This is a genomic window from Lysobacter sp. Soil_N_23 (assembly GCF_057656135.1).
Map to the genome: position 1 here is coordinate 22,463 of NZ_JBDGKY010000029.1, position 12,007 is coordinate 34,469.

General features: G+C 63.3%; 23 protein-coding genes. All 23 read right to left on the minus strand.

What is annotated here, in order from left to right; all coding sequences use genetic code 11:
* Nucleotides 1-5: 5 nt before the first annotated feature.
* Nucleotides 6-362 carry a 30S ribosomal protein S13 gene (gene rpsM / locus AC3A3X_RS16550; protein ID WP_200606494.1) on the minus strand — a complete coding sequence of 119 codons (357 nt, stop codon included), beginning with the start codon at nt 360-362 and terminating at the stop codon, nt 6-8.
* 233 nt (nt 363-595) lie between these two features.
* Nucleotides 596-1,960, minus strand: a complete 1,365-nt coding sequence (gene secY, locus AC3A3X_RS16555) for a preprotein translocase subunit SecY (protein ID WP_158733578.1) — start codon at nt 1,958-1,960, stop codon at nt 596-598.
* Nucleotides 1,961-1,967: 7 nt separating this feature from the next.
* Nucleotides 1,968-2,411: a 50S ribosomal protein L15 gene (gene rplO, locus AC3A3X_RS16560; RefSeq protein WP_487584119.1), complete on the minus strand. Its 444-nt coding sequence runs from the start codon at nt 2,409-2,411 to the stop codon at nt 1,968-1,970.
* Nucleotides 2,411-2,611 (minus strand): 50S ribosomal protein L30, encoded by a 201-nt coding sequence (gene rpmD / locus AC3A3X_RS16565; protein WP_241918682.1) that lies wholly within the window; start codon nt 2,609-2,611, stop codon nt 2,411-2,413. The genes rplO and rpmD overlap by 1 nt, the downstream gene beginning before the upstream one ends.
* Nucleotides 2,604-3,146, minus strand: a complete 543-nt coding sequence (rpsE, locus tag AC3A3X_RS16570; protein ID WP_158733581.1) for a 30S ribosomal protein S5 — start codon at nt 3,144-3,146, stop codon at nt 2,604-2,606. Before rpsE ends, rpmD begins: the two co-directional genes overlap by 8 nt.
* Nucleotides 3,147-3,305: 159 nt before the next feature.
* A complete protein-coding gene (gene rplR / locus AC3A3X_RS16575; RefSeq protein WP_200608413.1) occupies nt 3,306-3,665 on the minus strand; it encodes a 50S ribosomal protein L18 in 360 nt (119 codons plus the stop codon).
* 23 nt (nt 3,666-3,688) lie between these two features.
* Nucleotides 3,689-4,216 (minus strand): 50S ribosomal protein L6, encoded by a 528-nt coding sequence (rplF, locus tag AC3A3X_RS16580; RefSeq protein ID WP_487584117.1) that lies wholly within the window; start codon nt 4,214-4,216, stop codon nt 3,689-3,691.
* Nucleotides 4,217-4,229: 13 nt separating this feature from the next.
* Nucleotides 4,230-4,628, minus strand: coding sequence for a 30S ribosomal protein S8 (gene rpsH / locus AC3A3X_RS16585; protein WP_386700399.1), 399 nt, complete (start codon nt 4,626-4,628; stop codon nt 4,230-4,232).
* A 182-nt stretch (nt 4,629-4,810) separates the two neighbouring features.
* On the minus strand, nt 4,811-5,116 hold the full coding sequence (gene rpsN / locus AC3A3X_RS16590) for a 30S ribosomal protein S14 (protein ID WP_158733584.1): 306 nt from the start codon (nt 5,114-5,116) through the stop codon (nt 4,811-4,813).
* Nucleotides 5,117-5,134: 18 nt separating this feature from the next.
* The gene (rplE, locus tag AC3A3X_RS16595; protein ID WP_200606500.1) at nt 5,135-5,677 is read right to left on the minus strand and encodes a 50S ribosomal protein L5; all 543 of its coding nucleotides are present in this window, start codon (nt 5,675-5,677) and stop codon (nt 5,135-5,137) included.
* Between the two features lie 11 nt (nt 5,678-5,688).
* Nucleotides 5,689-6,003 (minus strand): 50S ribosomal protein L24, encoded by a 315-nt coding sequence (gene rplX, locus AC3A3X_RS16600; protein ID WP_158733586.1) that lies wholly within the window; start codon nt 6,001-6,003, stop codon nt 5,689-5,691.
* Nucleotides 6,004-6,017: 14 nt separating this feature from the next.
* Nucleotides 6,018-6,386: a 50S ribosomal protein L14 gene (rplN, locus tag AC3A3X_RS16605; RefSeq protein ID WP_056136003.1), complete on the minus strand. Its 369-nt coding sequence runs from the start codon at nt 6,384-6,386 to the stop codon at nt 6,018-6,020.
* A 14-nt stretch (nt 6,387-6,400) separates the two neighbouring features.
* Nucleotides 6,401-6,670, minus strand: coding sequence for a 30S ribosomal protein S17 (gene rpsQ / locus AC3A3X_RS16610; RefSeq protein ID WP_158733587.1), 270 nt, complete (start codon nt 6,668-6,670; stop codon nt 6,401-6,403).
* Nucleotides 6,671-6,680: 10 nt separating this feature from the next.
* Nucleotides 6,681-6,866, minus strand: a complete 186-nt coding sequence (rpmC, locus tag AC3A3X_RS16615; RefSeq protein ID WP_057948548.1) for a 50S ribosomal protein L29 — start codon at nt 6,864-6,866, stop codon at nt 6,681-6,683.
* A complete protein-coding gene (gene rplP, locus AC3A3X_RS16620; RefSeq protein ID WP_386700394.1) occupies nt 6,866-7,279 on the minus strand; it encodes a 50S ribosomal protein L16 in 414 nt (137 codons plus the stop codon). Before rplP ends, rpmC begins: the two co-directional genes overlap by 1 nt.
* A gap of 6 nt (nt 7,280-7,285) precedes the next feature.
* Entirely contained in the window at nt 7,286-8,029 is a 744-nt protein-coding gene (gene rpsC / locus AC3A3X_RS16625; protein ID WP_158733589.1) for a 30S ribosomal protein S3, read from the minus strand.
* A gap of 14 nt (nt 8,030-8,043) precedes the next feature.
* Nucleotides 8,044-8,379, minus strand: a complete 336-nt coding sequence (rplV, locus tag AC3A3X_RS16630) for a 50S ribosomal protein L22 (protein WP_158733590.1) — start codon at nt 8,377-8,379, stop codon at nt 8,044-8,046.
* A 10-nt stretch (nt 8,380-8,389) separates the two neighbouring features.
* Nucleotides 8,390-8,659 (minus strand): 30S ribosomal protein S19, encoded by a 270-nt coding sequence (gene rpsS, locus AC3A3X_RS16635; protein WP_200606502.1) that lies wholly within the window; start codon nt 8,657-8,659, stop codon nt 8,390-8,392.
* A 6-nt stretch (nt 8,660-8,665) separates the two neighbouring features.
* Nucleotides 8,666-9,493 carry a 50S ribosomal protein L2 gene (gene rplB / locus AC3A3X_RS16640; protein WP_200606503.1) on the minus strand — a complete coding sequence of 276 codons (828 nt, stop codon included), beginning with the start codon at nt 9,491-9,493 and terminating at the stop codon, nt 8,666-8,668.
* 10 nt (nt 9,494-9,503) lie between these two features.
* Entirely contained in the window at nt 9,504-9,800 is a 297-nt protein-coding gene (gene rplW / locus AC3A3X_RS16645) for a 50S ribosomal protein L23 (protein ID WP_158733593.1), read from the minus strand.
* Nucleotides 9,797-10,402 carry a 50S ribosomal protein L4 gene (rplD, locus tag AC3A3X_RS16650; RefSeq protein ID WP_200606504.1) on the minus strand — a complete coding sequence of 202 codons (606 nt, stop codon included), beginning with the start codon at nt 10,400-10,402 and terminating at the stop codon, nt 9,797-9,799. The genes rplW and rplD overlap by 4 nt, the downstream gene beginning before the upstream one ends.
* A gap of 12 nt (nt 10,403-10,414) precedes the next feature.
* Nucleotides 10,415-11,068, minus strand: a complete 654-nt coding sequence (gene rplC, locus AC3A3X_RS16655; protein WP_200606506.1) for a 50S ribosomal protein L3 — start codon at nt 11,066-11,068, stop codon at nt 10,415-10,417.
* A gap of 10 nt (nt 11,069-11,078) precedes the next feature.
* Nucleotides 11,079-11,390, minus strand: coding sequence for a 30S ribosomal protein S10 (gene rpsJ, locus AC3A3X_RS16660; RefSeq protein WP_014161383.1), 312 nt, complete (start codon nt 11,388-11,390; stop codon nt 11,079-11,081).
* Nucleotides 11,391-12,007: the final 617 nt, after the last annotated feature.

Sequence of the window (12,007 nt, forward strand, 5' to 3'; positions counted from 1 at the left end):
GTCCCTTACTTCCTGATGGCCTTGCGCGGGCCCTTGCGGGTACGTGCATTGGTCCGGGTGCGCTGGCCGCGAAGCGGCAGGCCGCGACGGTGACGCAGGCCGCGGAAGCAGCCCAGGTCCATCAGACGCTTGATGGCGATGCCGATTTCGCGACGCAGGTCGCCCTCGACAACGTACTTGCCGACTTCGGCGCGCAGGCGCTCGACTTCCGGCTCGGAAAGGTCGCGGATCTTGGTGGTGGCGGTGACGCCAGCCGAGACACAGACCTTCTTGGAACGGGTACGGCCGATGCCGTAAATGCTCTGGAGCCCAACCCAGACATGCTTCTGGGCAGGCAGATTGACGCCCGCAATACGCGCCATAACGCGATCTCCAACTGATTGGCGGCCGGGGGGATTAATCCCGGCGGAGTGAACTGGAAAGTATACTAAGGTCTCGGGTTAATAGGAAGCCCTACCGCGCCCGGAGGCGCAGCAAAGCCCGGCATGGGGAGTGTGCCCATGCTCCGGCGACGAATCTGGACTGGCTGGGACAAGGCGGCTAGCCGCCCTGCCCCGACCCCGCGCGCTACTCTGGCGCGCGGAACGGTCCGGATTCACCCGCGCGCGAGACCGCCGCGCGAGCCGCCCTTCAAGTTCGCCTTCTTCAGCAGGCTCTCGTACTGATGCGACATCAGATGAGCCTGGATCTGGGCGATGAAATCCATGACAACCACGACCACGATCAGCAGCGAGGTGCCGCCGAAGTAGAACGAGGTGCCCAGTTCAGTACGCATGACCTCCGGGAGGAGGCACACGAGGACCAGGTAGATCGCGCCGGCCGCCGTCAGGCGGGTCAGCACACCATCAATATAGTCGGCGGTCGACTTGCCCGGACGGATGCCCGGGATCAGCGCGCCCGACTTCTTGAGATTATCGGCCGTTTCCTGCGAGTTGAACACCAGTGCGGTGTAGAAGAACGCAAAGCCGACGATCAGACCCGCATACAGGATCATGTGCAGCGGCTCACCCGGGTTCAGCCACTGGCTAACGCGGTGCAGGGTCGAACCGGTGTTGCCCTGGCTGAACCAGTTTGCCGCCGTCGCCGGGAACATCACGATGCTCGAGGCGAAGATGGCCGGAATGACGCCCGACATGTTCAGCTTCAGGGGCAGGAACGAGGACTGGTTCTGGTAGGCACTGCGACCGCCGCTGCGGCGGGCATAGTTGACCGTGATCCGGCGCTGGCCGCGCTCGACGAACACCACGAAGTAGGTGAAACCCACCACGATGGCGACGACCGCGATGGCCACCAGGGCGCTCATGTCGCCGTTGCGGATCTGCTCGAACATGCCGATGACGGCGGCGGGCAGGCCCGCGACGATGCCCGAGAAGATGATCAGCGAGACGCCGTTGCCGATACCCCTTTCCGTAACCTGCTCGCCCAGCCACATCAGGAACATGGTGCCCGCGGTCAACGCGATCACCGCGGTCAGGATGAAGCCCGGACCCGGGTTGTAGACCACCGCGATGCCCTGGCTGGCGCCGCCGGCCTGGAGGGCCGTGGCGATACCCCAGGCCTGGAACACGGCCAGCGGGATCGCACCCATGCGCGACCACTGGTTGATCTTGCGACGGCCCGACTCGCCTTCCTTCTGGATGGCCTTCAGGCTCGGCACGATCTGCACCAGCAGCTGCACGATGATCGATGCCGAGATGTACGGCATGACATTGAGCGCGAACAGGCTGAAGCGATGCAGGGCGCCACCGGAGAACATGTTGAACATGTCCACGATGGTGCCCTTCTGGGTCTCCATCAACTGGAGCATCGCCTCCGGATTGACGCCCGGCACCGGGATGTAGCAACCGATGCGGTAGACAATCAGGGCACCGACGACGAACAGCAGGCGCTGACGGAGCTCGGTGAACTTCCCGAGCCCGCCACCGATACCGGCAACTGCATTGCTACCGCTGCGCGCCATCTAGTCCTTACTCCTCGACCTTGCCGCCGGCCGCTTCGATAGCGGCCTTGGCGCCGGCCGTGACGGCCACGCCCTTGAGTACGAACTTCTTGGTGATCTCGCCCTTCTTGACGATCCGGGCCTGCTTGGCGGTGCTGTGCACCAGCTTGGCGGCCTTGAGCGCTGCGAAGTCGATCTCGCCGGCTTCCAGCTTTTCCAGCTGGTACATCATCACTTCGGCGGTGTCCTTGAGCAGCTTCGAACGGAAGCCGATCTTGGGCAGGCGACGCTGCATGGGCATCTGGCCGCCTTCGAAGCCAGCCTTGATCTTGCCCTTGCCGGAGCGCGCGAACGAGCCCTTGTGGCCGCGGCCGCAGGTCTTGCCCAGGCCCGAACCGATACCACGGCCGACACGGGTGCGCTCCTGGCGGGCGCCTTCAGCGGGTTGCAGAGTGTTGAGACGCATGTCGATTACTCCTCGACTTTGACGAGGTAGTGGAGCTGATTGATCAGACCGCGAACCTGCGGGCTGTCCTTCAGTACACGCACATCGTTGAGCTTGTTCAGGCCCAGCGCACGCACCGACAGGCGGTGACGCGACTGGGTGCCACGCAGACCCTTGACCAGGCGCACCTTGACGGTGCCGCTCGTGGTGGCTTCAGTCTTAGCCATGGTTCAGCTCCTCCACCTTCTTGCCACGCTTGGCGGCAATCTTCGCCGGCGAGTGCATGTCGCCCAGGCCCTTGAGGGTGGCGCGAACGAGGTTGATGGGGTTGCGCGAACCGACGGCCTTGGCCAGCACGTTCTTCACGCCCACCGCTTCCAGGACAGCGCGCATCGCGCCGCCGGCGATCACGCCGGTACCTTCGGAAGCCGGCTGCATGAACACGCGGGCTGCGCCGTGGCCGGCCTTGACCGAGTGCCACAGGGTGCCGTTGTTCAGGTCGACGTTGTTCATGCTCTTGCGGGCATATTCCATCGACTTCTGGATGGCGACCGGCACTTCGCGTGCCTTGCCGTAACCGAAGCCGACCTTGCCGTTGCCGTCGCCCACCACCGTCAGTGCGGTGAAGGTGAACTGGCGACCGCCCTTGACGGTCTTGCTGACGCGGTTGACCGCGATCAGCTTCTCGATCATGCCATCGTCGATTTCTTCGCGGTTGCGGTCGCGATCACGACCCCGCGGTGCACGTTGTTCTTCTGCCATTTCGAATACTCGTTAGTTGAAGGATTTGCGGCGTGGCCGCTTATGGTTGTGAATTACCGCGGGTGTTTCGCGAAGCCGGGAACCCGGAGACGCGCCCGACACAGACCCGTGCCGGCGGGGAAACTTCTGCGTGGGGCCGAGGCCCCACGCATTCAAGCCTTAGAACTGCAGGCCGCCCTCGCGAGCGGCATCGGCCAGCGCCTTGATGCGACCGTGGTAGCGGTAGCCCGAGCGGTCGAATGCGACCTTCTCGATACCGGCAGCCTTGGCCTTCTCGGCGATCGCGCGACCGACCTTGATGGCAGCGTCGGAGTTCTTGCCGTTCTTCAGGCCTTCCTTGACGTCGGCCTGGACGGTCGAAGCCGAAGCCAGGACCTTGGAGCCGTCGGCGGTGAAGACCTGGGCGTACAGGTGCTGACCGGTGCGGAGCACGGTCAGACGCGGCACGCCGAGTTCGCGGATGTGCGAACGGGTGGACTTGGCGCGGCGCAGGCGAGCAATGTTCTTGTTCATTTCTATGTCTCCGAAAGCTGAAGGACCGATTAGGCCTTCTTGGCTTCCTTGCGGATGATGACTTCGCCGGCGTACTTCACGCCCTTGCCCTTGTACGGCTCCGGCGGACGGAAGCCGCGGATCTTGGCCGCAACTTCACCGACGCGCTGCTTGTCCGCGCCCTGGACCAGGATCTCGGTCTGGGTCGGGGTGGCGATGGTGATGCCTTCCGGGGCCTGGAACAGGACCGGGTGCGAGAAACCGAGCGACAGACTCAGGTCCTTGCCCTGCATGGCGGCACGGTAACCGACGCCGACCAGCTCGAGCTTGCGCTCGAAGCCTTCCGACACGCCCTTCACCAGGTTGGCGAGGATGGCGCGCAGGGTGCCGGTCAGCGGGATCAGCGCGGCGTCTTCGGTCGAGAACACGGCGTGGCCGTCCTCGAGCTTGACCGCGATGGCGGCCGGCTTGGCGACCGACAGGGTGCCCTTCGGGCCCGTGGCGCTGATCGAATCAGCCTGGATGTTCAGCTCGACGCCCTTCGGGAGGGCAACCGGCTTCTTGGCAACTCGGGACATGTCTATTCCTCCCTTAAGCCACGAAGCACAGGACTTCACCGCCGACGCCCTGCTGGCGCGCCTGCGCATCGGTCATGATGCCCTTCGAGGTGGAGATGATGGCGATGCCGAGGCCGCCCAGGACCTTGGGCAGCTCCGACTTGCCGCGGTACTGGCGCAGGCCCGAACGGGAGAAGCGCTCCAGGCGCTCGATCACCGGCTTGCCTTCGTAGTACTTCAGCGAGATTTCGAGTTCGGACTTGCCGGCGCTGACCGGGGTCACGCGCGAGTCCAGGATGTAACCCTCGTCCTTGAGCACCTTGGCGATGGCCACCTTGATGTTGGACGACGGCATCTTCACCGTCTGCTTGCGAACAGCGGCCGCATTCTTGATGCGGACCAGCATGTCGGCGATGGGATCAGTCATGCTCATGATTAATTACCTATGAGTAGCACCGATATCCGCGGGATTGCGAATTCAGTTGTATGCCCGTGAGGGCGGCAAAACAGGCCGAAAAGAGGCAAACCCCCAAACGACCGGCACCCCGCCCTTCCGGCCGGAGTGCCTTGGAACGAGCGAGCCGGCAAGTCTAGCAGACTTGCCGGCGCGTTTTGTTACCAGCTGGCCTTGCGCAGACCCGGAACGTCGCCGTTCATGGTCGCCTTGCGCAGCATGTTGCGGCCGAGGCCGAACTTGCGGTAGACGCCACGCGGACGGCCCGAGAGCACGCAACGGGTGCGCTGGCGGCTCGGCGAGGAGTCACGCGGCAGCTTCTGCAGCTTGACCACTGCATCCATCTTGTCCTCGTACGAGGCCGTCTGGCTGGAGATGATCTTCTTCAGTGCTTCGCGCTTGCTGCCGTGCTGCTTGGCAAGCTTGGCCCGCTTGATCTCGCGGTTGACCATGGAGGTCTTAGCCATTGTGTCAGTCCTATTGGATCAGTTGCGGAACGGGAAGCGGAAGGCTTCCAGCAGTGCCTTGGCTTCGGCGTCGGTCTTCGCGGTCGTGGTGATCGCGATGTCCATGCCACGCAGGGCGTCGACCTGGTCGAAGTCGATTTCCGGGAAGATGATCTGTTCCTTCACGCCCATGTTGTAGTTGCCACGGCCGTCGAACGAACGACCCGACACGCCGCGGAAGTCACGCACGCGGGGCAGCGAGATGTTGATCAGGCGGTCCAGGAACTCGAACATCTGGGCGCGGCGCAGCGTCACCTTGCAACCGATCGGCCAACCGTCGCGGATCTTGAACGAAGCCACCGACACGCGGGACTTGGTCACGATCGGCTTCTGGCCGGCGATCTTGGTCAGGTCGGCAACGGCGTTTTCCAGGATCTTCTTGTTGGTCGCGGCTTCGCCGACGCCCATGTTGATCGTGATCTTGGAAAGGCGCGGCACTTCCATCGGGTTCTTGTAACCGAACTTCTTGGTCAGCGACGGGACGACTTCGTCCTTGTAGAACTTTTCAAGCCGGGTGGTCATATCAGCATTCCTTAGGCGTCAACCGCCTCACCGCTGGAGCGGAACACACGCAGTTTGCGTCCATCCTCCAGCACCTTGAAACCGATGCGCTCGCCCTTGCCAGTGGCAGGGTTGAAAAGCATCACGTTGGAAATGTGGATCGGCGCTTCGCGCTCGACCACGCCGCCAGGCTGGCCAGCCTGCGGGTTCGGCTTGGTGTGGCGCTTGACGATGTTGATGTTCGACACGACGACCTTCTCGCCGAGTACGCGCACAACGTCGCCCTTCTTGCCCTTGTCCTTGCCGGCGGTGACGATCACCTGATCGCCCTTGCGGATACGGTTCATATTAATTCCTCCGCTCAGAGCACTTCAGGAGCGAGCGAGACGATCTTCATGAACTTCTCGGTACGCAGCTCGCGGGTCACAGGCCCGAAGATGCGGGTACCGATCGGTTCCTGCTTGTTGTTCAGGAGCACGGCGGCATTGCCGTCGAAGCGGATCAGCGAACCGTCCGGGCGACGAACGCCCTTGCGGGTGCGGACCACGACGGCGTCATAGACGTCGCCCTTCTTGACCTTGCCACGCGGGATCGCGTCCTTCACGGTGACCTTGATGATGTCGCCGATGCCGGCGTAACGGCGCTTGGAGCCGCCGAGCACCTTAATGCACATCACTTCCTTGGCACCGGAATTGTCGGCGACGTCGAGGTAGCTTTGCATCTGGATCATGGTTCAGCCTCCTCTTATTCGGCCGCGCGGCTGACGATTTCAACCACGCTCCAGTTCTTGGTCTTGGACATCGGAGCAATCTCCTTCACTCGCACGATATCGCCTTCTTTGCAGGCGTTATCGGCGTCATGGGCGTGGAGCTTGGTCGAGCGACGGATGTACTTGCCGTACAGCGCGTGCTTGACCTGGCGCTCGACGAGCACGGTGACGGTCTTGTCCATCTTGTTGCTGACGACCCGGCCTTCAACCGTGCGCAGCGCCTTGTCTGTATTGTTGTCGGTCATTGCAGGGTCCTTACTTCTTCTCGCCGAGCAGCATGTTGACGCGAGCGATCTCGCGGCGTACACGGCGTGCATCGTGGGTCTTGGCGAGCTGGCCGGTGGCCTTCTGCATGCGCAGGGCGAAGCCCTCCTTGTGCAGCTCGACCAGGTGGGCCTTCAGTTCGTCGGCCGACTTCTCGCGAAGTTGCTTGAGTTCCATTAGCGCACCGTCCGGGTCACGAAAGTGGTGGTCACCGAGAGCTTGGCGGCGGCCAGACGGAACGCTTCACGCGCAATGTCCTCGGCAACACCTTCGATCTCGTAAATCATGCGACCAGGCTGGATCTGTGCGACCCAGTACTCGACGTTGCCCTTACCGGAGCCCATTCGGACTTCGATCGGCTTCTTGGTGATCGGCTTGTCGGGGAACACGCGGATCCACATCTTGCCGCCACGCTTGACGTAACGGCTGATGGAACGACGTGCAGCCTCGATCTGGCGCGCGGTCAGCTGACCGTGCGCCGTTGCCTTCAGGCCGTACTCGCCGAAGCTGACGGCATTGCCGTTCCAGCTCAGGCCCTCATTGCGGCCCTTGTGTACCTTGCGGTACTTGGTTCGCTTGGGTTGCAACATGGTCGATTACCTCTGTTCGCGGGCCGAACGGCCCGGACGGTCGCTGCGATCACCGCGGTCACCACGGTCACCGCGATCGCTGCGCGGCGAGTCGTCCTGCTTTTCCTGGCCGACCTGGGAGAAATCGAAGATCTCGCCCTTGTAGACCCATACCTTGATGCCGATGATGCCGTAGGTCGTCTTGGCTTCAGCGAAGCCATAGTCGATGTCGGCACGCAGCGTGTGGAGCGGAACGCGACCTTCGCGGTACCACTCCGAACGCGCGATCTCGGCGCCATTCAGACGGCCGGCGACGTTGACCTTGATGCCCAGGGCACCCAGGCGCATCGCGTTGCCGACAGCGCGCTTCATCGCGCGACGGAACATGATGCGGCGCTCCAGCTGCTGGGCGATCGACTCGGCGACCAGCTGCGCGTCGAGTTCCGGCTTGCGGACCTCGGTCACGTTGATGTGCGCCGGGACGCCCATCACCGCGCTCACTTCCTTGCGCAGCTTCTCGATGTCCTCACCACGCTTGCCGATCACCACGCCCGGACGGGCGGTGTGGATCGTCACGCGGGCGTTGTTCGCCGGACGCTCGATGAAGATCTTGGAGATGCCGGCCTGGGCCAGCTTCTTGCGCAGCAGGTCGCGGACCTTGAGGTCCGCCGCCAGGAACTCGGCGTACTGCTTCTTGTTGGCAAACCACTTGGAATTCCAATCCTTGGAGATGCCAAGGCGGATGCCAGTCGGATGTACTTTATGACCCATTGTCTGACTCCGCCTTACTTGCCCGCGCCAACAACCACAGTGATGTGGCTGGTGCGCTTGAGGATGCGGGTGCCGCGGCCCTTTGCACGCGCCATGAAGCGCTTCAGTGCGGGACCTTCGTCAACCATGATGGTCTTGACCTTGAGCTCGTCGATGTCGGCGCCCTGGTTGTTCTCGGCATTGGCGATGGCGGACTCGACGACCTTGCGGATCATCTGGGCAGCCTTCTTGTCCGAGAACTTCAGCAGGTTGATGGCGCGCTCGGCCGACAGGCCACGAACCTGGTCAGCGACCAGACGGGCCTTCTGCGGGGAGATGCGCGCGGTGCGCAGGATGGCTTTCGCTTCCATGGTCATCTCCTTACTTGCCCGACTTCTTGTCGCCGCCGTGACCCTTGAAGGTACGGGTCAGGGCGAACTCGCCAAGCTTGTGGCCAACCATGTTCTCGTTGACGAGCACCGGAATATGGTTCTTGCCGTTGTGCACGGCGATGGTGAAACCCACCATCTCCGGCAGGATCATCGAACGACGCGACCAGGTCTTGATCGGCTTCTTGTTGTTACCCGCGGTCTCGACCTTCTTGATCAGATGGTGGTCGACGAACGGGCCTTTCTTCAGTGAACGTGCCATGGCCGATTAGCTCCTGCGATCGCGCACGATGAACTGCTGGGTGCGCTTGTTCTTGCGGGTCTTGTAACCCTTGGTCGGAACACCCCACGGGGTGACCGGGTGCGGGTTGCCCTGACCAGCCTTGGCCTCACCACCGCCGTGCGGATGGTCGACCGGGTTCATGGCCGCACCGCGAACGGTCGGACGGACGCCGCGCCAGCGCTTGGCGCCAGCCTTGCCCAGCTTCTCGAGGTTGTGCTCGTCGTTGCCGACTTCGCCGATGGTGGCGCGGCACTCGGCCGGCACCTTGCGCATTTCGCCGGAGCGAAGACGCAGCGTGGCGTAGCCCTGCTCGCGAGCGATCAGCTGCACGCCAGCGCCTGCGGCGCGGGCCAGCTGGGCGCCCTTGCCCGGCTTCATCTCGATGCAATGCACGGTGGAACCGACCGGGATGTTGGTCAGCGGCAGCGTGTTGCCGACCTTGATCGGGGCGTCACGGCCCGCGATCACCTGGTCACCGTCCTTCAGGCCCTTGGGGGCGATGATGTAACGGCGCTCACCGTCGACGTAGCACAGCAGCGCGATGTGAGCGGTGCGGTTCGGGTCGTATTCGATGCGCTCGACGCGCGCCGGAATGCCTTCCTTGTCGCGCTTGAAGTCGATGATGCGGTAATGCTGCTTGTGACCACCGCCGACGTGGCGGGTGGTGATCCGGCCGTGGTGGTTACGACCGCCGGTCTTGCCCTGCTTCTCGACGAGCGCCGCGTGCGGCGCGCCCTTGTGCAGGCCCGGGGTCACCACGCGAACCGCGCTGCGGCGGCCGGGGGAGGTGGGCTTGAAAGTCATCAATGCCATGGGTCTTTCCTCAGGCCTTGGCCATCACGTCGATCGACTGGCCTTCGGCCAGCGTCACGTACGCCTTGCGCCAGTCGCCGCGGCTGCCAGAGCGGAACTTGAAGGACTTGTTCTTGCCCTTCACGTTGACCACGTTGACTGCCTCGACCTTGACTTCGAACAGCTTTTCCACGGCGACCTTGATGTCGGCCTTGGTAGCGTCCGTCGCGACTTCGAAGACGTATTGGTTGGAAACTTCCTGCAGACGTGCGGTCTTTTCGGACACGCGCGGCGCACGGATGATGTTGTAGAGCTTGGCCTCGTTCATGCCAGCCACTCCTCGATCTTCTTGACGGCGTCAGCGGTGACCACGACCGAATCGGCGCCGACGAGGCTGACCGGATCCAGGCCCTGGACGTCACGCACTTCGACGTACGGCAGGTTGCGAGCCGAGAGGTACAGGTTCTCGGAAGCGTCCTCGGTGACGATCAGCGGACGACGACCGACTTCCAGGCCCTTGAGCTTGGCGATCAGGCCCTGCGTCTTCGGCGCGTCGAGGTCGAACGACTCGACGACCATGATGCGGCCCTGGCGGTTGAGCTCGGACAGGATCGCGGCCATCGCGGCGCGGTACATCTTGCGGTTGACCTTCTGCGCGAAGCTGCGCGGCTTGGCCGCGAAGGTCACGCCGCCGCCGACGAAGATCGGAGCCGTCAGCGCGCCATGACGCGCACCGCCGCCCTTCTGCTTCTTCGACTTCTTGGTGGTGCCGTTGACTTCCGAACGGGTCTTCTGCGCCTTGGTACCGGCACGACCGGCATTGCGGTAGGCAACGACCACCTGGTGGACCAGGTCTTCGCTGAATTCGCGGCCGAAGATCGCGTCGGAGACCGACAGCGTCTTGGTACTGTTGTTGATGGCGAGTTCCATCGTCATCTCTCCTTATGCCTTGCTCGAGGGACGCACGATGACGTCGCCGCCCGGCGCGCCCGGCACCGCACCCTTGATCGCGATCAGGCCACGCTCTGCGTCGACCTTGACCACTTCCAGGCGCTGCGTGCTCTGGGTAACCGCGCCCATGTGGCCGGCCATCTTCTTGCCCGGGAACACACGGCCCGGCGTCTGGCGCTGGCCGATGGAGCCCGGCGAGCGGTGCGACAGCGAGTTACCGTGCGTCGCGTCGCCCATGGTGAAGTTCCAGCGCTTGATCGTGCCCTGGAAGCCCTTGCCCTTGGTGACGCCCTGGACGTCGACCAGCTGGCCGGCTTCGAAGATGTCGGCCTTGATCTCGCCGCCGATTTCGAAACCGTTGATCTGGTCGTCTTCAACACGCAGTTCCCACAGGCCGCGACCGGCTTCCACCTTCGCCTTGGCGAGGTGACCGGCTTCGGGCTTGTTGATGAGCGCAGCGCGGCGCACACCGACAGTCACCTGCACGGCGCTGTAGCCGTCGGTTTCCTGGGTCTTGATCTGGGTGATCCGGTTCGGAGTGGCCTCGATGAGGGTCACGGGAACCGACTTGCCGTCTTCAGTGAAGAAGCGGCTCATGCCGGCCTTGCGACCGACGATGCCCAACGAATATTTCTTCGCGGTCATGGTGGTGGCCTCAGGTCAGCTTGATCTGCACGTCAACGCCAGCCGCGAGTTCGAGCTTCATCAGCGCGTCCACGGTCTTGTCGTTGGGGTCGACGATGTCCAGCACGCGCTTGTGCGTGCGGGTCTCGTACTGGTCACGCGCATCCTTGTCGGCATGCGGCGAAACGAGGATGGTGTAGCGCTCGATCTTGGTCGGCAGCGGGATCGGGCCGCGCACTTGCGCGCCGGTCCGCTTGGCCGTCTCGACGATCTCGCTGGCCGAGCGGTCGATCAGGCGATGATCGTACGCTTTGAGCCGGATTCGGATCTTTTGGTCCGCCATGACGGAATTCCTTACGTTAAAAGAGCGACGGGCCGGCTTCTGGGTGTGCCGAACCCCTGGAATACGCAAACACCCCGGAGCTGCACCCTCGCTCCGGAGCTTCCCTGCCTGAAAAAACAAGGCAGACCGGTTTCCCGATCCGCCCAGACGGTGGAGTAGAACGCACGAAGCGCCCCGTTTAGCGTTCCTTGGAAGCCCGAGGGCCCAGAACGTACGGAGCGTTGCCGTGCGACATGTCCATGTCTGGCGAATACGAGGCGCGTCCTGCACCTCATTTCGCTGGTTGCGAGGCCTTCTTGAAGGAAGGTCCGCAGTGGTCGTGCATTCTAACCGGATATCCACAGGTTGTGCAAGCACGCGCTGGGAGTCGGTCAGGTGGGGCTGTTCAGGCCCCTCAAGTCCCCGGGGTCCGTCATTCCGGCGGAAGCCGGAACCCATTTTGACGTTGCTGTTGCCCTGCTCTTTCGGGCCTGGAACAACAGCAACTTCAAAACCAACGTCCCTGGATCCCCGCCTTCGCGGGGATGACGAATTGACAAAGCCGGGCGCGCTTGCGCGCGCCCGGGTCAATTCGTCACTTGATGATCTTCGCCACCACGCCGGCGCCGACGGTGCGG

What these genes read in the sequence shown, in the direction of transcription:
- rplC (WP_200606506.1), bottom strand. Translation starts at nt 11,068, where the DNA reads ATGACCGCGAAGAAATATTCGTTGGGCATCGTCGGTCGCAAGGCCGGC.
- rpsE (WP_158733581.1), bottom strand. Translation starts at nt 3,146, where the DNA reads ATGGCAGAAGAACAACGTGCACCGCGGGGTCGTGATCGCGACCGCAAC.
- rpsS (WP_200606502.1), bottom strand. Translation starts at nt 8,659, where the DNA reads ATGGCACGTTCACTGAAGAAAGGCCCGTTCGTCGACCACCATCTGATC.
- rplX (WP_158733586.1), bottom strand. Translation starts at nt 6,003, where the DNA reads ATGAACCGTATCCGCAAGGGCGATCAGGTGATCGTCACCGCCGGCAAG.
- rpmD (WP_241918682.1), bottom strand. Translation starts at nt 2,611, where the DNA reads ATGGCTAAGACTGAAGCCACCACGAGCGGCACCGTCAAGGTGCGCCTG.
- rplN (WP_056136003.1), bottom strand. Translation starts at nt 6,386, where the DNA reads ATGATCCAGATGCAAAGCTACCTCGACGTCGCCGACAATTCCGGTGCC.
- rplV (WP_158733590.1), bottom strand. Translation starts at nt 8,379, where the DNA reads ATGGAAGCGAAAGCCATCCTGCGCACCGCGCGCATCTCCCCGCAGAAG.
- rplP (WP_386700394.1), bottom strand. Translation starts at nt 7,279, where the DNA reads ATGTTGCAACCCAAGCGAACCAAGTACCGCAAGGTACACAAGGGCCGC.
- rpsN (WP_158733584.1), bottom strand. Translation starts at nt 5,116, where the DNA reads ATGGCTAAGACCTCCATGGTCAACCGCGAGATCAAGCGGGCCAAGCTT.
- rplW (WP_158733593.1), bottom strand. Translation starts at nt 9,800, where the DNA reads ATGAACGAGGCCAAGCTCTACAACATCATCCGTGCGCCGCGCGTGTCC.
- rpsJ (WP_014161383.1), bottom strand. Translation starts at nt 11,390, where the DNA reads ATGGCGGACCAAAAGATCCGAATCCGGCTCAAAGCGTACGATCATCGC.
- rpsC (WP_158733589.1), bottom strand. Translation starts at nt 8,029, where the DNA reads ATGGGTCATAAAGTACATCCGACTGGCATCCGCCTTGGCATCTCCAAG.
- rpsQ (WP_158733587.1), bottom strand. Translation starts at nt 6,670, where the DNA reads ATGACCGACAACAATACAGACAAGGCGCTGCGCACGGTTGAAGGCCGG.
- rpsH (WP_386700399.1), bottom strand. Translation starts at nt 4,628, where the DNA reads ATGAGCATGACTGATCCCATCGCCGACATGCTGGTCCGCATCAAGAAT.
- rplB (WP_200606503.1), bottom strand. Translation starts at nt 9,493, where the DNA reads ATGGCATTGATGACTTTCAAGCCCACCTCCCCCGGCCGCCGCAGCGCG.
- rpmC (WP_057948548.1), bottom strand. Translation starts at nt 6,866, where the DNA reads ATGGAACTCAAGCAACTTCGCGAGAAGTCGGCCGACGAACTGAAGGCC.
- rpsM (WP_200606494.1), bottom strand. Translation starts at nt 362, where the DNA reads ATGGCGCGTATTGCGGGCGTCAATCTGCCTGCCCAGAAGCATGTCTGG.
- rplF (WP_487584117.1), bottom strand. Translation starts at nt 4,216, where the DNA reads ATGTCCCGAGTTGCCAAGAAGCCGGTTGCCCTCCCGAAGGGCGTCGAG.
- rplE (WP_200606500.1), bottom strand. Translation starts at nt 5,677, where the DNA reads ATGACCACCCGGCTTGAAAAGTTCTACAAGGACGAAGTCGTCCCGTCG.
- secY (WP_158733578.1), bottom strand. Translation starts at nt 1,960, where the DNA reads ATGGCGCGCAGCGGTAGCAATGCAGTTGCCGGTATCGGTGGCGGGCTC.
- rplD (WP_200606504.1), bottom strand. Translation starts at nt 10,402, where the DNA reads ATGGAACTCGCCATCAACAACAGTACCAAGACGCTGTCGGTCTCCGAC.